The organism is Novosphingobium huizhouense (assembly GCF_020179475.1).
Lineage (GTDB): Bacteria > Pseudomonadota > Alphaproteobacteria > Sphingomonadales > Sphingomonadaceae > Novosphingobium > Novosphingobium huizhouense.
The window spans coordinates 195,934-213,077 of record NZ_JAILXZ010000001.1 but is presented as its reverse complement, the minus strand read 5'-3'; the positions used below and the strand labels follow the sequence as shown (position 1 = coordinate 213,077).

Annotated in this window: 17 protein-coding genes; 11 read left to right on the top strand and 6 right to left on the bottom strand. The window is 67.5% G+C overall.

Translation table 11 applies throughout. The annotated features are described in order from the left end of the window. Nucleotides 1–8: 8 nt before the first annotated feature. Genes K3A85_RS01045 through K3A85_RS01035 form a run of 3 tightly spaced genes read right to left on the bottom strand, consistent with a single transcriptional unit; the run spans nucleotide 9 to nucleotide 2,307 of the window. The gene (locus K3A85_RS01045; RefSeq protein ID WP_225204635.1) at nucleotides 9–548 is read right to left on the bottom strand and encodes a VOC family protein; all 540 of its coding nucleotides are present in this window, start codon (nucleotides 546–548) and stop codon (nucleotides 9–11) included. After that, on the bottom strand, nucleotides 545–1,285 hold the full coding sequence (locus K3A85_RS01040; protein ID WP_225204634.1) for a glucose 1-dehydrogenase: 741 nt from the start codon (nucleotides 1,283–1,285) through the stop codon (nucleotides 545–547). The genes K3A85_RS01045 and K3A85_RS01040 overlap by 4 nt, the downstream gene beginning before the upstream one ends. 14 nt (nucleotides 1,286–1,299) lie before the next feature. Then, entirely contained in the window at nucleotides 1,300–2,307 is a 1,008-nt protein-coding gene (locus tag K3A85_RS01035; protein WP_225204633.1) for an NADP-dependent oxidoreductase, read from the bottom strand. Between the two features lie 127 nt (nucleotides 2,308–2,434). Here K3A85_RS01035 and K3A85_RS01030 point away from each other — a divergent pair, with 127 nt between their 5' ends. Both K3A85_RS01030 and K3A85_RS01025 read left to right on the top strand, forming a co-directional pair. After that, nucleotides 2,435–2,845: a nuclear transport factor 2 family protein gene (locus tag K3A85_RS01030; RefSeq protein WP_225204632.1), complete on the top strand. Its 411-nt coding sequence runs from the start codon at nucleotides 2,435–2,437 to the stop codon at nucleotides 2,843–2,845. 118 nt (nucleotides 2,846–2,963) lie between these two features. Further along, complete coding sequence (locus tag K3A85_RS01025; RefSeq protein WP_225204631.1) at nucleotides 2,964–5,327, top strand: putative bifunctional diguanylate cyclase/phosphodiesterase; 2,364 nt, start codon at nucleotides 2,964–2,966, stop codon at nucleotides 5,325–5,327. A 60-nt stretch (nucleotides 5,328–5,387) separates the two neighbouring features. Here the strand turns inward: K3A85_RS01025 and purQ are convergent, their stop codons facing one another. Next, nucleotides 5,388–6,068: a phosphoribosylformylglycinamidine synthase subunit PurQ gene (gene purQ / locus K3A85_RS01020; RefSeq protein ID WP_225204630.1), complete on the bottom strand. Its 681-nt coding sequence runs from the start codon at nucleotides 6,066–6,068 to the stop codon at nucleotides 5,388–5,390. Further along, nucleotides 6,068–6,304 carry a phosphoribosylformylglycinamidine synthase subunit PurS gene (gene purS, locus K3A85_RS01015; RefSeq protein ID WP_225204629.1) on the bottom strand — a complete coding sequence of 79 codons (237 nt, stop codon included), beginning with the start codon at nucleotides 6,302–6,304 and terminating at the stop codon, nucleotides 6,068–6,070. The genes purQ and purS overlap by 1 nt, the downstream gene beginning before the upstream one ends. A 190-nt stretch (nucleotides 6,305–6,494) precedes the next feature. Here purS and fsa point away from each other — a divergent pair, with 190 nt between their 5' ends. The 9 genes from fsa (at nucleotide 6,495) to cysS (ending at nucleotide 16,500) form a co-directional block, all read left to right on the top strand. Then, complete coding sequence (gene fsa, locus K3A85_RS01010) at nucleotides 6,495–7,148, top strand: fructose-6-phosphate aldolase (RefSeq protein WP_225204628.1); 654 nt, start codon at nucleotides 6,495–6,497, stop codon at nucleotides 7,146–7,148. Nucleotides 7,149–7,248: 100 nt separating this feature from the next. Further along, nucleotides 7,249–9,066: a cobaltochelatase subunit CobT gene (cobT, locus tag K3A85_RS01005; RefSeq protein ID WP_225204627.1), complete on the top strand. Its 1,818-nt coding sequence runs from the start codon at nucleotides 7,249–7,251 to the stop codon at nucleotides 9,064–9,066. A 305-nt stretch (nucleotides 9,067–9,371) separates the two neighbouring features. Continuing rightward, nucleotides 9,372–9,911 carry a hypothetical protein gene (locus tag K3A85_RS01000; protein ID WP_225204626.1) on the top strand — a complete coding sequence of 180 codons (540 nt, stop codon included), beginning with the start codon at nucleotides 9,372–9,374 and terminating at the stop codon, nucleotides 9,909–9,911. A gap of 37 nt (nucleotides 9,912–9,948) precedes the next feature. Then, complete coding sequence (locus tag K3A85_RS00995; RefSeq protein ID WP_225204625.1) at nucleotides 9,949–10,470, top strand: DUF2846 domain-containing protein; 522 nt, start codon at nucleotides 9,949–9,951, stop codon at nucleotides 10,468–10,470. Nucleotides 10,471–10,606: 136 nt separating this feature from the next. Continuing rightward, a complete protein-coding gene (locus tag K3A85_RS00990) occupies nucleotides 10,607–11,323 on the top strand; it encodes a nitroreductase (RefSeq protein ID WP_225204624.1) in 717 nt (238 codons plus the stop codon). Between the two features lie 26 nt (nucleotides 11,324–11,349). After that, entirely contained in the window at nucleotides 11,350–12,021 is a 672-nt protein-coding gene (locus tag K3A85_RS00985; RefSeq protein ID WP_225204623.1) for a nitroreductase, read from the top strand. A 164-nt stretch (nucleotides 12,022–12,185) separates the two neighbouring features. After that, nucleotides 12,186–14,249: an adenylate/guanylate cyclase domain-containing protein gene (locus K3A85_RS00980; RefSeq protein ID WP_225204622.1), complete on the top strand. Its 2,064-nt coding sequence runs from the start codon at nucleotides 12,186–12,188 to the stop codon at nucleotides 14,247–14,249. Further along, a complete protein-coding gene (locus K3A85_RS00975) occupies nucleotides 14,236–14,988 on the top strand; it encodes a hypothetical protein (RefSeq protein WP_225204621.1) in 753 nt (250 codons plus the stop codon). Before K3A85_RS00980 ends, K3A85_RS00975 begins: the two co-directional genes overlap by 14 nt. 48 nt (nucleotides 14,989–15,036) lie before the next feature. Further along, on the top strand, nucleotides 15,037–16,500 hold the full coding sequence (gene cysS, locus K3A85_RS00970) for a cysteine--tRNA ligase (RefSeq protein ID WP_225204620.1): 1,464 nt from the start codon (nucleotides 15,037–15,039) through the stop codon (nucleotides 16,498–16,500). Between the two features lie 2 nt (nucleotides 16,501–16,502). Here the strand turns inward: cysS and K3A85_RS00965 are convergent, their stop codons facing one another. Next, complete coding sequence (locus K3A85_RS00965) at nucleotides 16,503–17,138, bottom strand: TonB-dependent receptor (RefSeq protein WP_225204619.1); 636 nt, start codon at nucleotides 17,136–17,138, stop codon at nucleotides 16,503–16,505. Between the last annotated feature and the right edge of the window lie 6 nt (nucleotides 17,139–17,144).

Below are 17,144 nucleotides of genomic sequence, written 5' to 3'. Positions count from 1 at the left end.
GGTCCTCTTCAGGAAAAGGCGATGGGGGTGATGATGTCGCCGCCGGCATAGCTTGCCGCCGCTTGCGCGACCATCGCGTAGAAATCGGTCAACGTCGGCACCGGGGCATAGAGCTCGGTCATGTGGCCGAGCGTCGCGCTGGTGTCGGCGAAGGCGAAGATGAAGCCGTCGTTCATTTCCGCACGCAGTGCGCAGGGCGCGCCCGCGGCGGCGAAGCGTTCGATCGCGGCGTCGACATCGTCGACCCACAGCGCGACGTGATGCAGCCCGAAGCGGCCCGAGCCTTCTGGGAACAGATCGTGGAAGGGCGAGGGGCCCGGATTGTTCTGCGCGACGAATTCGATCATCACCTCGCCCCACTGGCCGTAGGCGCTGGAGTGGTCGAGCGCGCGCTCGACGCCGCGATGGACCGCGCGGGCGAGCGGAATGTGGTCGGCGACGAAATAGGGGCCGGAGCCGAACGCGGCATGGTGCGCCAGCGCCGCCTCGCGCACGTCGTGGCAGAAATAGGCGACCTGGCGGATCGGCAGCTTGGGCAGCGGACTCAAATCGAAGCGCCCCCGTCGATGCGGAATTCCGCGCCGGTGGCAAAGGCGCTCTCGTCGCTGGCGAGGTAGACCGCGATCGCGGCGATTTCCTCGGGCTTGCCGAGCCGGCCGACCGGGTGGACCTCGACGAAGCTCCTGTAAAGCGCATCGGGATCGTCCGATTGCGCCAGCACCTTGTCGATGATCGGGGTGTGGATCGCGCCGGGATGGATCGAGTTGCAGCGGATCGGATAGCCCGCCTGCGCGAAATGCAGCGCGCAGGACTTGGTCATCAGCGTCACCGCCGCCTTGGCCGCGTTGTAGACGACGAGGTTGGCCGAGGCCTTGATCCCCGACAGCGAGGACATGTTGATGATCGAGCCGCCATGCGCCTTCATCTTCGGCAGCGCCGCCTGGATGCCGATGAACACGCCGAGCACGTCGATGTCGAGCTCGTGGCGGAACTGCGCGACGGTGCAGTCCTCGATCGAGCCGAGCGTGGTGATTCCGGCATTGTTGACCAGCACGTCGATGCGCTCGAACGGCGCGACTGCCGCCGCCCACGATTCCTCCGACGTGACGTCGAGCGGCGCGAAGCGCGCATCGGCAAGCTCGCCGGCGAGCGCCGCGCCGTTCGCCTCGTCGATGTCGGCGATGACCACGCGCGCGCCTTCGGCAGCGTAGGCGCGGGCGATGGCCGCGCCGAGGCCCGAGGCTCCGCCGGTCACGAAGGCGAGTTTGTCGGCCAGCCGCGCCATCGCGTTTCCCCCGTTCAGATCAGGACGAGCGTTTTGCCGGTGGTGCGCCCGCTCATCAGGTCGATAAAGGCCTCGGGCAGCCGCTCGATGCCGGTGCGCACGTTCTCGAGCGGCTTGAGCTTGCCGCTGGCGAACAGCCCGTCGAGCATCGCCTGCGCCTCGGCCAGCACCTCGGGATGGTCGTAGGTGATGAATCCGCGCATGGTCAGGCGGTTGACCACCAGCTGCCACAGGTTGCGATTGCCGTGCGGGTGGTCGGCATCGTTGTACTGCGAGACCATCCCGCACACCGCGATCCGGCCGTGGAGGCGCATCAGCGGGAGGACGGCGTCGAGCGTTTCGCCGCCGACATTGTCGAAATAGACGTCGATCCCGTCGGGCGCGGCCTCGCGGATCGTGGCGGCGAGGTCGGGGACGGCCTTGTAGTCGATCGCGACGTCGGCGCCGAGGTCGCGCACCACCTGCGCCTTCGCCGCGCCTCCGGCAAGACCGATCACCCGGCAGCCCGCCGCCTTGGCGAGTTGCACTACGGTGCTGCCGGTGGCGCCGGCCGCCGCGCTGACCAGCACGGTCTCGCCCGCCTTCGCCTTGCCGATCTCGAACAGCCCGACCCAGGCGGTCAGGCCGACCGGGCCGAGCGCGCCCATGTAGTGCTGCAGCGGCACGCCGGGCGCGGCTTCGACCTTTTCAAGGCCCAGCGCATCGCCGCGGATCACGTAGTGCTCCGACCAGGTCGCCATCGTGCGCAGCAGCGTGCCGACCGGCCAGGCCGGATCGTTCGATTCGACCACCTCGCCCAGCGACATGCCGTTGATCGGCGCACCGAGCGCGACCGGGGGCAGGTAGCTCGGGCGGTCGTCGAGGAAGCCGCGGATCGCGGGGTCGCACGAGCACACGCGCATCTTGACGAGGATCTCGCCCGGACCGGGGCGCGGCAGCGGCGCGCTTTCGAGCGCGAAGTCTTCGGGGACCGGCACGCCCGAGGGGCGGCGGGTCAGCACGATCTGGCGTATCTCTCCCATGCAGGCGGGCATACTGCATGGCCCGCGGCGCGCGCGCTAGCCATTGGGCTAGGTTCGGCACCGCCGGCAAATCGGCGATGGTGGGCGAAACCGCCACGACGGGCGGGATCGAGGAGAGAGAAGCGCGATGACCCCCGACGAGATGCAGCAGTTCGTCGTCGACCTCTATGCCGCAACCGGCGTCGGCGACTGGGACAAGGTCTCCACCATGCTGACCGAAGACTTCTTCGTCAGCGAGGCCGACACGCTTCCGATGAAGGGCGTCTATCGCGGCAAGAACGCGCTGCGCGAACTCTATGTCCGGGTCATGGGAATGATGGATGTCGCCGGGCTCGATATCGTCGAGACCTGCGCCGGCGAGGATCACGCGGTGACGATCCTGTCCTTCCGCTTCGCCGATCCCGATCTCCCGCCCGCGCACTTGTGCGAGATGTTCCGCTTCCGCGACGGCAAGGTCTGCGAGATCAAGCCCTATTACTACGATCCGGCCCCGATCGTCGCCGCGTGCGCGGCCAAGGCGGGCGCCACGCCAGCGTGATTGTAAGAAATTAGTAAGCCAACAAGCTGCTGATTTCCGCCGGATTGGCAGAAGCCCCGCTCCCGCCGGGGCTTCTCCGGCAAGGATTGCTAAACGGTTTTGGTCTAGCGTTTGCAGCGTGACCAGAACCTTCGAAACCGGCTCCAGCGCGCTGCCGCGCAAGCTGCCCGCACTTGCCGTCCTTGGCCTCGTCGATCCGGATGAAGGCGATTGGGGGCGGCTTCGGGGGCTGCAGTATTCGAGCCTCGCCCGGCTCACCCCGGCGCGGATGATTGCCCACGCGCTCGCCGCGCTCCTCGCGGTGCGGGCGCTTGCGGGGGCGGTGCACTGGCTGCTGCTGATCGGCTGGGTCGCGCTGGTCATCGCGACGCTGATCTACGGCGTCCGCTTCGATCGCAGCCTCGAGGATGCCGACCGCCGGCGCATGACCCGCGCCGAGATGCACCAGCAGACGATCAGCACCGTCGCGCTCGCGCTGGTCTGGGTCGTGCCGATGGCGGGTTTCGGACCGCTGGCGGACGAGACCCAGCGGCTGACCGTCTGGGGGGTCATGGCCCTGCTGATGACCGGGACCGCGGTCGCCTTTGCCGCCGTGCCGCTGGGAACGGTGTTGTTCTGCTCGATCCTCGGCCTTGCCGGAGTGGCGACCTTCGCGCTGACCGGCAACCTCGTGGCCGCCTTCGTCGCGCTGACCTTCTCGATCGTGGTGTCGGTCGGCAGTCTCGAGTCGGCGCGCACCTTCCTTGCCGGGAAGGTCGCCGAAGCGAGCATTGCCGAAAAGAGCGAGGTCGTCTCGCTGCTGCTGCGCGAATTCGAGGAAGGCGAGGCCGACTGGCTATGGCAGGTCGACGCCTCGCGGCGGGTCCGCTCGGTGTCGCCCCGCTTCGCCTTCGCGCTCGGGCAGGATCCGGAGGATCTCGAGGGCAAGCCGTTGATCCAGCTTGTCGCCGGCCCCTCGTGGGAAAGCGGCCATTTCGATTCCTCGCTCCACGACCTCGCCGAAAAGCTCAAGCGCCGCGAAAGCTTCTCGAACCTGCTGGTGCGGGTGACGCTGCGCGGGCAGGACCGCTGGTGGGAGCTCTCGGCTTCGCCCAAGGTCGACGAAAACGGCGCCTTTTCGGGTTTCCGCGGGGTCGGGTCGGACGTGACCGAGCAGCGCGAGAGCAGCGAGAAGATCGCCTATCTCGCGCGCTACGACACGCTGACCGGGCTGCCCAACCGGATGATGCTGACCGAGGCGCTGGGCGCGGCGATGACCGCCGCCGACCAGTGGCGCAGCCGCTGCGCCTTCCTGATGATCGACCTCGACCGGTTCAAGGCGGTCAACGATACGCTCGGCCACCAGGTCGGCGACCAGCTGCTGGCCCGTGTCTCGGACCGGCTCAAGGCGCTGATGACCGACAACGAGCTGTGCGGCCGGCTCGGGGGCGACGAATTCGCCATCGTCATCCGCGACGCTTCGGACGTCCAGCGCATCCATGCCGTCGCCAAGGCGGTGATCTACACGCTGTCGCAGCCCTACGAGATCGACCACCACACGCTTTACGTCGGCGCCAGCGTCGGCTCGGCCCTGGGCCCGCGCGACGGCGCCACGGTCGAGACGCTGATGCGCAACGCCGACCTTGCGCTCTATCGCGCCAAGGACGAGGGCGGCGGGCAGCACTGCACCTACGAGCCTTCGTTGCACGCCCATGCCGAGGAGCGGCGCAAGCTCGAGTTCTCGCTCCGCCGCGCACTCGAACGCGGCGAGTTCACGCTGCACTACCAGCCGGTGGTCGATGCCGCGGGCGAGCAGGTGGTGAGCTTCGAGGCGCTGCTGCGCTGGAACAGCCCCGAGCACGGCTTCGTCAGTCCGGCCAAGTTCATTCCGCTCGCCGAGGACACCCGCCTGATCGTGCCGATCGGCGAATGGGTGCTGCGCACGGCCTGCCACGAGGCGGGCAACTGGCCCTCTCACGTCAAGGTCGCGGTCAACGTCTCGGGCGAGCAGTTGCTCGATCCATACTTCGCCGAAGTGGTGGTGAGCGCGCTCGCGCAGAGTGGGCTTGCCCCGCATCGGCTCGAGATCGAAGTCACCGAAAGCGTGTTCCTGCGCGACGGCACGGCTGCGCAGGCGACGCTCGAGCGGATCATGTCGCTTGGCTGCGGGGTCGCGCTCGACGATTTCGGAACCGGCTATTCCTCGCTCGGCTACCTGCGCAAGCTGCGCTTCTCGACGATCAAGGTCGACCGCAGCTTCGTCCAGGGCGCGGCGCGCAACAATCCCGAAAGCCTCGCCATCGTGCGCGCGGTGGTGGCGATGGCCGACGCGTTGGAGATGTCGACCACGGCCGAAGGGGTCGAGACCGAGAGCGAGCTCGAGGCGATCCGTCGCCTCGGCTGCAAGAAGATCCAGGGCTATTTCTTCGGTAGGCCGATGGCTGCCGCCGATGCGCTCGGCCTGTTCCACCAGACGGCGCTGCGCGAGCGCGGCGCGGCCTGATCAGCACGCGGTGACCCTCGGGCGGGGCCGCGCCGGGAAGGGCAGGCCCGCCCGCGGCGCTCAGGCGAGCGCGTTGAGCCCGTGGAGCACGCTTTCGAACAGCTTGCGCCCGTCGCTGCCGCCGTGCGCCGGCTCGATCATCCGCTCGGGGTGCGGCATCATGCCGAGCACGTTGCCCTTGGCGTTGAGCACGCCGGCGATGTCGCGCTGCGAGCCGTTGCACGCCTCGAGATAGCGGAACGCAATGCGGCCTTCGCCTTCGAGCCGGTCGAGCGTTTCGGCGTCGGCGTAGTAGTTGCCGTCGTGGTGCGCGACGGGAATCGTTATCGTCTGGCCGGGAAGGTAGGCCGAGGTGAACAGCGAATTGGCGTTCTCGACCTTCAGCTTCACCTCGCGGCAGACGAAGCGGATGCCGGCGTTGCGCATCAGCGCGCCGGGCAGCAGCCCGGCCTCGGTCAGCACCTGGAAGCCGTTGCAGACGCCGAGCACCGGCACGCCGCGGTTGGCCTGCTCGACCACCGCCTGCATCACCGGCGAGCGCGCGGCCATCGCGCCCGATCGCAAGTAGTCGCCATAGGAGAACCCGCCGGGCAGCGCGATCAGGTCGAGCTTTTCGGGAAGGGCGGCATCGCCGTGCCACACGCGGTGGACGTCGCCGCCGCTGATCTCCTCGATCGCCACCGCCATGTCGCGGTCGCAGTTCGAGCCGGGGAAGGTGATGACGGCGGCGGTGAACGGCATCAGGCGGCAACCTTCTCGATGCGGTAGTTCTCGATCACCATGTTGGCGAGCAGCTTGCGGCACATGTCCTCGAGCGCCTCGTCGGTGACGTCGTCGGCGCAATCAAGCTCGATCAGGCGACCGGCGCGAACGTCGTTGACGCCCGAGAAGCCCAGGCCCTCGAGCGCGTGGTGGATGGCGCGGCCCTGCGGATCGAGCACGCCGTTCTTGAGGCTGACGTGGACGCGGACTTTCATGGGCGACGGGCCTTTCGACTGCAAGCGCTGTGGGGACTCGCGCGGCCCTATGCCCCCAAGTGGCGAGCGGGGCAAGTTTGCACAAGCAAGCGTCGGGCAGGGGCGATGCCTCGCCGTCCGCGCGTTCCCAATTCGTCGCAAGGTCGCTATGGGCGGGGAATCGTTTTCCGCCCTATCAGGACCTGCGCTCATGAAGTTCTTCGTCGACACCGCCGATACCGCCGAAATCGCCGACCTCGCCGCCACCGGCCTGCTCGACGGGGTGACCACCAACCCCTCGCTGATCGCCAAGTCGGGCAAGGACTTCATCGAGGTCACCCGCGAGATCTGCAAGATCACCCATGGCCCGGTCTCGGCCGAGGTCGTCGCGCTCGACCACGAGGGCATGATGCGCGAGGCCGAGATCCTGCGCAAGATCGCCGACAACGTGTGCATCAAGGTGCCGCTGACGATCGACGGGCTCAAGACCTGCAAGAAGCTCACCGCCGACGGCACCATGGTCAACGTCACGCTGTGCTTCTCGGCCAACCAGGCCCTGCTCGCGGCCAAGGCCGGCGCGACCTTCGTCTCGCCCTTCGTCGGCCGCCACGACGACAACGGCTTCGACGGCATGGACCTGATCCGCGACATCCGCCTGATCTACGACAACTACGCCTTCGAGACCGAGATCCTCGTCGCCTCGATCCGCCATGGCGTCCATGTCCTCGAGAGCGCCCGGATCGGCGCCGACGTGATCACCGCGCCGCCCGCCGTGATCAAGGGCCTGTTCAAGCATGTCCTGACCGAAAAGGGCATCGACGGCTTTCTTGCGGACTGGGCCAAGACCGGGCAGTCAATTGGCTGATTGACTTGGACGGCGTCCCCGCGCAGGCGGGGAGCCTCGTTCGGCAAGGCGCGTTACCGCTGGGGGTGTCCGTCTTGGCGCGGACACGCACAGGGTGAAGATGCGCGACGAAACTCCTCTCGACCAGTTCCGCACCGTCCTTGCCGGGACGGCGCGCGCGCTCGCCGACGAGCCCGAGATCGAGGTTGCCTGGACCGCCGATGCCGCCAGCCAGTCGGGCGGGAACATGCGGGTTCCGATGCCTGGCCGCTCGCTGCCCGCGGCCCAGGTCGCCGAAGCGCGCGGTTTCGCCGATTCGATGGCGCTGCGCCTGCGCCTCCATAACGAAGCCGTCCACCGCGCCGGCGCGCCGGCCGAACCGGTCGCGCGCGCGGCCTACGACGCGATCGAGCAGGTCCGCTACGAGGCCCTGGGCTCCGAAGGCTATGCGGGGATCCGCGGCAACATCGGCGCGGCCACCGACGTGCGGATCGCGTCCGACCCGATTGCCCGAGCGGGCAAGCCCGAGGACGTGCCGCTCCCCACCGCGCTCGCGCTGCTGCTGCGCGAGAAGCTGACCGGCGAGCCGGTGCCCGAGGCGGCGCAGCTCGGCACCGCGATGGTGCGCAGCTGGATCGAGGCGCGCGCCGGCGAGGACTTCGACGCGCTGGCCGCCTCGCTCGACGACCAGAAGGCGTTCCAGAAGCTCGCGCTCGACATGCTCGGCCATCTCGAGATGACCCGCAAGGATGAGGCCGACCAGCCCGAGACCGACGAGGACGAGGGCGAGGACGAGGAGCAGGAAGGCGAGGAAGAGCCCGAGAGCGGCGAGGACAACCAGGAGCAGCAGCCCAGCGAAGTCGCCGGCGACACCTCCGAGGGCGACGACGAGAGCGAGACCGAGCAGCAGCTCGACGACGCCGAGGACGACGGCGAGGCCGAGATGGCCGACGACGGCGAGGAAGGCATGTTGCCCACGCGCCCCAACCGCCAGTGGACCGACATTCCCGATACCTTCGACTACAAGGCCTATACCGAGCAGTTCGACGAGGTCATCGCCGCCACCGACTTGTGCGACGAGGAAGAGCTGACGCGCCTGCGCGCCTATCTCGACGCGCAATTGAAGGGCCTGCAGAGCGTCGTGTCGAAGCTCGCCAACCGGCTCCAGCGCCGCCTGATGGCGCAGCAGAACCGCTCGTGGGACTTCGACCAGGAAGAAGGCATGCTCGATGCCGCGCGGCTCGCGCGCGTCGTCATCTCGCCCGGCCATTCGCTGTCCTACAAGATCGAGCGCGACGTCGAGTTCAAGGACACCGTCGTCACGCTGCTGATCGACAATTCGGGCTCGATGCGCGGGCGGCCGATCTCGATCGCGGCGATCAGCGCCGACATCATGGCGCGCACGCTCGAGCGCTGCGGGGTGAAGACCGAGATCCTCGGCTTCACCACCCGCGCGTGGAAGGGCGGGCAGAGCCGCGAGCAATGGCTCGCCGGCGGCAAGCCCGCCCAGCCGGGCCGCCTCAACGATTTGCGCCACATCGTCTACAAGAAGGCGGACGAGCCTTGGCGGCGCGCGCGCAAGAACCTCGGCCTGATGATGCGCGAAGGCCTGCTCAAGGAAAACATCGACGGCGAGGCGCTGCTCTGGGCGCACAACCGCCTGCTCGCCCGCCAGGAAGACCGCCGCATCCTGATGGTCATTTCCGATGGCGCGCCGGTCGACGATTCGACGCTCAGCGTGAACAGCGCGGGGTATCTCGAACTGCACCTGCGCCGCGTGATCGACTGGATCGAGAAGCAGAGCCCCGTCCAGCTGGTCGCCATCGGCATCGGCCACGACGTGACGCGCTATTATCGCCGCGCCGTGACAATCATGGATGTCGAGCAGTTGGGCGGCACGATGGTCGAACAACTCGCCGGGTTGTTCGAGGACGAATGACCATTACGGTTCAAAGACGACAATTCTTTTACCGGACTGCTTGATCAATCAGATCATGGTGCTAGCCTGGCGTTGGTAGCTGGGGGGCAAGTCCATTGAAATCGATTGTTGGTCTGCGCCGTTTTTTACGGAGCAGCAGCGTTTTGCTCCTGCTCCATTCAGGCGTCTGCATTGCGCAGGTGTCAGTCGGGGCGGGTGGATCGGCCATAGTCTCATTAGATCGGCAAGCCACGACGGCAACATCTTCGGTTGAGACCGCATCTCCCTGCGGGCGCTGCATTCCCGCACTAACGCCGGTTTCGCTCGTGGTCGACAGCGCGCTCGGAAGTGCGATCAGCAAGACCGGCCAAGTCTTTCAATTGCATCTTGCGAGCTCGATCGTGGTGGACGGCAAGGAACTGATTCCGGCCGGAATTAAGGGCACAGGCGAAGTTGTCTGGGCCAAGCGGGCGGGTGGCAGCGGTGCCGCTGGCGAACTTGTGCTGGCGGCGCGAACTCTCGACTTTGGCGGACGCCTGATTCGCCTGCGATCGATGCGCGTGGCGATTGTGGGCAAGGATGCCATAGGCACGATCGATGCGATCAACGCTGGTGCCGCGGCGGCTATGCCCGTGGCGAGCATCATCGGCTTCGCAATCACCGGTCACGACGTCGTCTATCCTGCCGGGAGCTCTGCAGCCGCCAAGCTGGCAGAAGCATTTGTGATCGATGATGGAGCATCGGCACCGGCCGCAGCTGCGGTGTCCGGTTCTGCGTCTGTCGCACCGCCTGCTTCGGCACCCGCGTCCCCCACTGTGTCTTCGCCGGCTGCGAAAGACGCGGTCCGGCAACCCACCACTGACTGAGTTTCATCAAAGCCTTAGAGGCAGGAGAGAATACCCGATGCGTATGCCAAACCATCTGTCGACGGTGCTCGCCACAGCGACAATTGCCCTTGCCACTGCTCCAGCGGCACATGCTGGCGAAAAGGCCGCTGTCGTCATTCCGCCGCCCCCGGCAGGAAAGGGCCAGATCGTGTTCTATCGCACGGGTACGATCGTGGGATCGGCGATGGGATGCTCTGTCAATGAGAACGGCCAGAAGATCAGTTCGCTCGGCTCCGGTCGCTATTTCATCCTCGTAACCACGCCCGGTCGCCACGAATACACAGTGAAGAGCGAAGCCAAGGACACGCTCGCTCTCGAAGTCGAGGCGGATGAGACGCAGTATGCAATGTGCAAGATCAAGATGGGTATCATGGCCGGTCGTCCCGATCTTGCACCTTCGACCCAGGAGGCCTTCGTGAAGGCAGGAACCGACCGGCTCGTCGATGCCGACGACATGGGACCCGGGCCGGGCGCGTTGCGTCCTGACGAAGTGGCGGCCGCCGTCTCGGCTTCCGCCACCACGACTCCGAGTAAGTGATGCCACGGTGCGTCCGGAGCGGCCAGCCCTAACCGGACGCACCCTTTTCCCGCCAGAGTGTGGACGAATGAGCTTGACCGAAAGCGCTTAACCGATCAATTAAATCGCAAGCAACCTTTCGGGGGAGAGTCCTGTCATGTCCACCGCCACGCTGGATGCGGCGCCGGCCGCCGCTGCCGCCGCCACGCAGATGTCCGTGACCGATGCCGTGCTGTCGCGCCGGTCGATCCGGGCGTTCAAGGATACGCCGGTGCCGCTCGAGGTGCTGCGCCGGATCATGGACAAGGCGCGCTGGGCGCCGTCGGGCTGCAACTTCCAACCGTGGGAAGCGACGATCCTGACCGGCGAGCCGCTCAAGGCGCTCCAGGCCAAGATCCTGCAGAGCCCGCCGCAGGACCCGATCGAATACAGCTTCTCCGATCCCGAAGTGATCCCCGAATGCAAGGCGCGGCTCCAGGCGGTCGGCGCGGCGATGTATACCGCGATGAACATCGGCCGGGGCGACAAGGACGCGCGGATGGAGTTCATGCAGAAGAACGCGACCTCGTTCGGCGCGCCTGCCTTGCTCGTCTGCTACATGGACAGGCGCAACGGCGCGCCGCAGTGGTCGGACACCGGCATGTGGCTGCAGACGATCATGCTGCTCGCGCGCGAGGAAGGGCTCGACACCTGCCCGCAGGAGTTCCTGTCGCTCTATGCCCGGCTGATCAAGGAGCACATCGGCGTTTCCGACGAGAGCCACATCCTGTTCTGCGGCATCGCCATCGGCTACCGCGCCGAGGACGAGGCGGTGAACAACTTCCCCCGCGAGCGCGTGGCCGTGGACGACCACGTCCGCTTCATCGGCTTCTGATCGCTCCAGCACCGGACCCAGCCCCGATGAACGTATCCGAAGCCGTCGAGACGCGCCGCTCGATCCGCGCGTTCCTGCCCGAGGCGGTCGACCGCGCGGTGATCGAGCGCGTGCTCGAAAAGGCGCAGCGCTCGCCCTCGGGCGGCAATACCCAGCCGTGGAATGCGGTGGTGATCGCGGGCGAGCCGCTGAAGCGGCTGGTCGAGGAGACCGCTAGGGTCATCCCGCAGGGCCCGGCGGCGCACGCGCCCGAATACAACATCTACCCGCCCGAGCTCGACGGCGCCTATGCCGAGCGGCGCTTCGGAGTGGGCGAGGCGATGTATGCCGCGCTCGGCATCCCGCGCGAGGACAAGAAGGGCCGCCTGTCGCGCTTCATGGCCAACTTCCGCGCGTTCGATGCGCCGGTGCTGATGTTGGTCCACACGCCGCGCTACATGGGCCCGCCGCAGTGGTCCGACATCGGCATGTGGCTGCAGACGGTGATGCTGCTGCTGCGCGAGGAGGGGCTCGATTCCTGCGCGCAGGAAGCCTGGGCGATCTACCAGAAGCAGATCCGCGCCTGCGTCGCGATCCCCGAGGACCACGTGTTCTTCTGCGGCCTGTCGATCGGCAGGCGCGACGCGAGCGATCCGATCAATGCCTTCCCGGTGCCGCGCGCGCCGCTATCGGAAGCCGTGCGGTTCGAAGGCTTCTGAGCCCATCGCGACGGGGCGACGCCACGAACGTCGCGTCCGTACAATTCGCTTGCGCGCCAATGCGGTAGCTCCGCACTCGCGCCAATCGCGCTTGCGCCTTGCGCGCAAGCGTCCATAACCCGGTCGGATCGGCGCGGGGGATGGCGCGATCGGGGGGAGCGGGAATGCCGGATAGCCACGACCAGACCGGGCAGAGCCTCGGCCAGCGGCTTGCCGGCGGGATCCGCCAACTCGGCGTGCAGCGGGTCGGCGTGCTCGTGCTGCTGCTTGCCGTCGGCGTCGTCGTTGCGCTGGCGAGCTGGACCCTGCCGTTGTTGCGCGACGCCGAATCCGCGCTCTACGACCTGCGCGCGGCGACGCTTGCCCCCGCGGTCGATACCGACAAGCGCATCACGCTCGTCGTCTATACCCCCGATACCAACCGCAAGACCGGCAAGATCTCGCCCGTCGACCGGACGATGATGGCGCAGGCGATCGCTAATATCGGCAAGTTGGGGGCGAAAGCGGTCGGCGTCGACGTCCTGCTCGACAGCGCCCAGCCCGACGATCCGGTGCTCCACCAGGCGCTGCAGGCGACGACGATCCCGGTGTTCCTCGCCTTTACCACCAACAAGGCGAGCCCCGAGAACATCACCTGGGAGCAGGAGCAGGACTTGCGCGCGACGATCGCGGCGGTGCGCGGGCCGACCGTGCGCCCGGCCTCGATCCTGCTCGACAACGACGCCGACAACGTCGCCCGGCGCTGGCCGGCGCGGAAGCCCGGGATGCCGCCGCTGCTGTCGATGGCGATGACCGCCACCGTCCCGGGCGATGCCGACGCGCGCTTTGGCGGCTACACCGGCCCGATCCGCTTTCGCCGCCCGGCCTCGAGCGACCGGCCGGTGTTCGACGAGCTGCCGATCGATTTCCTCGCCGATCCCGAGACCGCCGCCTTCGCGCAGGACCAGATCAAGGGCCGCTACGTCCTGATCGGCGCGCACTTTTCCGACTTCGACAAGTTCGACACGCCGTTCACCCGCACCAACACCCGGATCATGGGCGAGACCCAGACGATCGGCGTCGCGATTCACGCAGCGATGCTCGCGCAAGTGCTCGACCGCGCGCTGCCGCGGGAGATCCCGTCCGTCGCCAAGCTCGGCTTCGCGCTGCTCGCGGTCGGCCTCGGCGCGCTGACCGCGCTCGCCCGCGCGCGCACCTGGCAGCTTGCGCTCGGCGTGGTTGTGCAGTTCGCGCTGGTGCTGCTGCTGCCCTTTGTGATGCAGCGCGCAGGCTTTGACACGCTCAACCTGCCGGCGTTCGGCTGGTTCATGGGCTGGCTGCTCGGCTACCTCGCGGTCAGCTCGGCGCTGCGCGCGCTTAACGCCGCCCAGCGCGAGTTCGCGCAAGGCGCGCTGGGCAAGTACCTGCCGCGCTCGATCGCCAACGAGATCATGCGCAATCCCGAACGGTTGCAGCTGCACGGTGAAAAGCGCGCGATCTTCTGCCTGTTCTCCGACCTCGAGGGCTTCACCAAGCTGACCCATGCGGTCGAGCCGGAAATGATCGCGCGGCTGCTCAACGACTACCTCGACCGCCTGTCCGCGGTGGTGCTGCAATATGGCGGCACGCTCGACAAGTTCGTCGGCGATGCCGTGGTCGCGTTCTGGGGGGCGCCGCTCGCCAAGCCCGACGACGGCGAGCGCGCCATCGCCGCTGCGCTGGCGATGTACCAGGCGGGCGAAGACTTCCGCCGCGCCGTGCCCGAAGGCGTGCCGCCGGTCGGCCGGACCCGCGTCGGCGTCCACTACGGCGAGGCGATCGTCGGCAACTTCGGTGGCGAAGGCCGCATCCAGTACACCGCGCTTGGCGATGCGATGAACACCGCCGCCCGGCTCGAGGGCGCGAACAAGACGCTCGACACGACGGTCCTCGTCAGCCGCGAGGCGCTGGAGCGGCTTGGCGGTGAATTCGCGCAGAGCGCTGGGCAGACGCGGTTTCGTCCGATGGGCACGGTCACGCTGCGCGGGCGGGCGACGCCGGTGGAGGTGTTCGAGCCGCTGCCGCCGGGCGACGAACGCGATGTCGCTCTTGCCGAGGCGCTGGTCGCGGCGCACCGTGCCGGCGATGGCGCGACCGTGCGCAACGTCACAGAGCGAATCGCGCAACGGTCTATGGATGATCGGGCGCTGGCGAACCTTGCCGATCGCCTTGCCCAAGCGCACGAAGGAGAAAGCCATGTTCTGGGTTGATGCCACCAAGTCCGCCAAGTTCCTCGCCACTGCAGCGGGTGTCGTCGCGCTGGTCGCCGGCCATGCCGCGATGGCGCAGGCGGTGGTGGTCCGCTCGACCGGGCCTTCGGCGGCGCAGTACCCGATGGGCAAGAAGCTGCCCGCGAGCGCCACCCTTGCGCTCAAGGCGGGCGACCACGTCACCGTGATCGACCGGTCGGGCACCCGCGTGCTCAACGGCCCCGGCGCGTTTCCCGTCACGGCCGCGGTTAGCCGAGACCAGGCGAGCACGCTGGCGATGGCGCAGATGGCGACGGCCCCGGGCGGCGCGCGCGTGCGCACCGGGGCGGTGCGCGGCGCGCCCACGGCGGCGGGCGAGCCTGCCAGCGGCCCGGATTCGATCTGGTACCTCGATGTGACCAAGGGCGGCACCTTCTGCGTCGCCGATCCGCGCCAGGTGGTGCTGTGGCGGCCCGATCCGGTCGAGACCGGCATGGGCAAGCTGACCGGCGCCAACGGGGCGAGCGCCGACGTCACCTGGAACGCCGGCAATCCGCTCAAGCTCTGGCCGGCCGATGCGCTGCCGATCATCGACGGCCAGACCTATGGCTTCCGCAATCCGGTCGGGCGCACGGTTTCGATCAAGATCAAGCTTCTGGCGCAAGTGCCGACCGACGGGCTCGGCATGGCGAGCCTGCTGGCCGACAGCGGCTGCACCGCGCAGCTCGACGCCATGGCCAACAGCGCGGTGGGGGGCTGAACCGCCACGCTTGACCGGACGCGCCCCGAGCGGGCAAGGCGCTGGCCCATGGATACCACCGCCCGCCCGCTGACGCTGTTCAACAGCCTGACCCGCAGTCTCGAGCCCTTCGTGCCGGTCCACGAAGGCGAGGCGCGCGTCTACTCGTGCGGGCCGACGGTCTACAACTATCCCCACATCGGCAACATGCGCGCCTATGTCTTTGCCGACGTGCTGGGGCGCACGCTCAGCTTCAAGGGCTACCGGCTCACCCACGTCATCAACATCACCGACGTCGGCCACCTGACCGACGACGCCGACGATGGCGAGGACAAGATGGAGCGGATGGCGGCGGCTCAGAAGCAGTCGATCTGGGACATCGCCGAGCACTACAAGCAGGCCTACTGGGCCGATGTGCGCGCGCTCAACATCCGCCAGCCGGCGCAGTGGACCATCGCCACCGACTACGTGCCCGCGATGATCGACTTCGCCAGGAAGATCGCGCCGCAGCACTGCTACGAGCTGGAGAGCGGGCTCTACTTCGACGTTTCGACCGTCGCCGACTATGGCCGGCTGGCGCGCGCGCAGACCGAGGAAGGGGAAGGGCGCATCGAGGCGGTAGAAGGCAAGCGCAACGCCGCCGACTTCGCCATCTGGCGCAAGACGCCTGCGGGCGAGACGCGCCAGATGGAATGGGACAGCCCCTGGGGTCGCGGCGCGCCGGGATGGCATCTCGAATGCTCGGTCATGTCGGGCGAAGTGCTCGGCTTTCCCTTCGACATCCACACCGGCGGCATCGACCACCGCGAAATCCACCACCCCAACGAGATCGCGCAGAACCAGGCGTTCTGCTGCACCAATGGGCTTTCGGTGCCGAGTAACAGCGGCGCGAAAGTGTGGATGCACAACAACTTCCTGGTCGAACGCAGCGGCAAGATGAGCAAGTCGTCGGGCGAATTCCTGCGGCTGCAACTGCTGATCGACAAGGGCTACCACCCGCTCGCCTACCGTCTGCTCTGCCTGCAGGCGCACTATCGCAGCGAGCTCGAATTCAGCTGGGACGGGCTGGGCGCGGCGCTGACGCGGCTGAAGCGGCTGGTGCTGGCCGTCGCGCAGCTGAAGGAGCGGGCAGGTGACGCCGCCCCGGGCGCGCCGGGGCCGAAGTTCGCGCCCCTGCTCGACAAGTTCGACACCGCGATTTCAGACGATCTCAACACCTCGGTGGCCCTCACCGTGCTCGACGAGATCGTCGCGGTGAAGAAGGTCGATCCGATCGAAAAGCTCGCGGCGATCGCCGCGGTCGATGCGGTGCTCGGGCTGGACCTTCTCGATCTCGACCGCGCGGCGCTGCGCCTGCGCCCCAAGGGTGTCGAGGTCGACGAAGCCGAGATCGAGGCGGTGCTTGCGGAACGCAAGGCGGCACGCGCCGAAAAGGACTTCGCCCGCTCCGATGCGCTGCGCGACGAGCTCGCCGCCAAGGGTGTCGAGGTGATGGACGGCGATCCGCTCGGCTGGGAATGGAAGCTGGGCTGAGGCTACCGCTTCGGCACGATCGTCAGCTTGTACGGTATGTACAGCAGAACCTCCGACAGCCCCGCGCGCGTCCATTCGACCGGACGGTTCAGACCTTCGAGCTCTACTCCGTAGTCTGGTCCCAACTTGGCCGCCATTGTCTTGGCGTCGCTGGCGACAATATCGGCAATGGCTGGACGGTACTGGTCAGGCCCGACAATCGAAAGGCTGAGGTCGCCGGTCGTTTCCATCAGCGCACGCCCGGCAGGCTGGACCGATTTCACGAAAGTATTGATCCTGCTTTGTGCGCCCTTCGCATCGCCGCCTGACTGCAAAGGCGCTTTCACCAGGAAAACGATCTTCTGGGAATCAGGACGATCGTCCCGAGCAAGCGACAAGTCGCGGTAGTTCTTGAGAGTGACCGCCTGGATCGTGGTTTCTCCGAACGCTAACGCGACGCCAGCCTTGGGCGCCGCCTCGATGGCGGAAGCGAGCATGGCATAAATTTCACTGGCCCGCTTTTCCGGATCGCGGGTGTCCCCCGTGATGGTCACTTCCTGGACCGCGAAATCGGCAGTTCGGCGAAGGCCGACGGCGGGACGGTTAATGTCGAAATCGTCGGCTTCGCGCCGTTGCGCGGTCACCATGATCTCGTTCATTTCTGC

Coding starts and splice junctions, on each gene's coding strand:
- K3A85_RS01040 (WP_225204634.1), bottom strand. CDS start 1,285: ATGGCGCGGCTGGCCGACAAACTCGCCTTCGTGACCGGCGGAGCCTCG.
- K3A85_RS01035 (WP_225204633.1), bottom strand. CDS start 2,307: ATGGGAGAGATACGCCAGATCGTGCTGACCCGCCGCCCCTCGGGCGTG.
- K3A85_RS01030 (WP_225204632.1), top strand. CDS start 2,435: ATGACCCCCGACGAGATGCAGCAGTTCGTCGTCGACCTCTATGCCGCA.
- purQ (WP_225204630.1), bottom strand. CDS start 6,068: ATGCCGTTCACCGCCGCCGTCATCACCTTCCCCGGCTCGAACTGCGAC.
- purS (WP_225204629.1), bottom strand. CDS start 6,304: ATGAAAGTCCGCGTCCACGTCAGCCTCAAGAACGGCGTGCTCGATCCG.
- fsa (WP_225204628.1), top strand. CDS start 6,495: ATGAAGTTCTTCGTCGACACCGCCGATACCGCCGAAATCGCCGACCTC.
- cobT (WP_225204627.1), top strand. CDS start 7,249: ATGCGCGACGAAACTCCTCTCGACCAGTTCCGCACCGTCCTTGCCGGG.
- K3A85_RS00995 (WP_225204625.1), top strand. CDS start 9,949: ATGCGTATGCCAAACCATCTGTCGACGGTGCTCGCCACAGCGACAATT.
- K3A85_RS00990 (WP_225204624.1), top strand. CDS start 10,607: ATGTCCACCGCCACGCTGGATGCGGCGCCGGCCGCCGCTGCCGCCGCC.
- K3A85_RS00985 (WP_225204623.1), top strand. CDS start 11,350: ATGAACGTATCCGAAGCCGTCGAGACGCGCCGCTCGATCCGCGCGTTC.
- K3A85_RS00980 (WP_225204622.1), top strand. CDS start 12,186: ATGCCGGATAGCCACGACCAGACCGGGCAGAGCCTCGGCCAGCGGCTT.
- K3A85_RS00975 (WP_225204621.1), top strand. CDS start 14,236: ATGTTCTGGGTTGATGCCACCAAGTCCGCCAAGTTCCTCGCCACTGCA.
- cysS (WP_225204620.1), top strand. CDS start 15,037: ATGGATACCACCGCCCGCCCGCTGACGCTGTTCAACAGCCTGACCCGC.
- K3A85_RS00965 (WP_225204619.1), bottom strand. CDS start 17,138: ATGAACGAGATCATGGTGACCGCGCAACGGCGCGAAGCCGACGATTTC.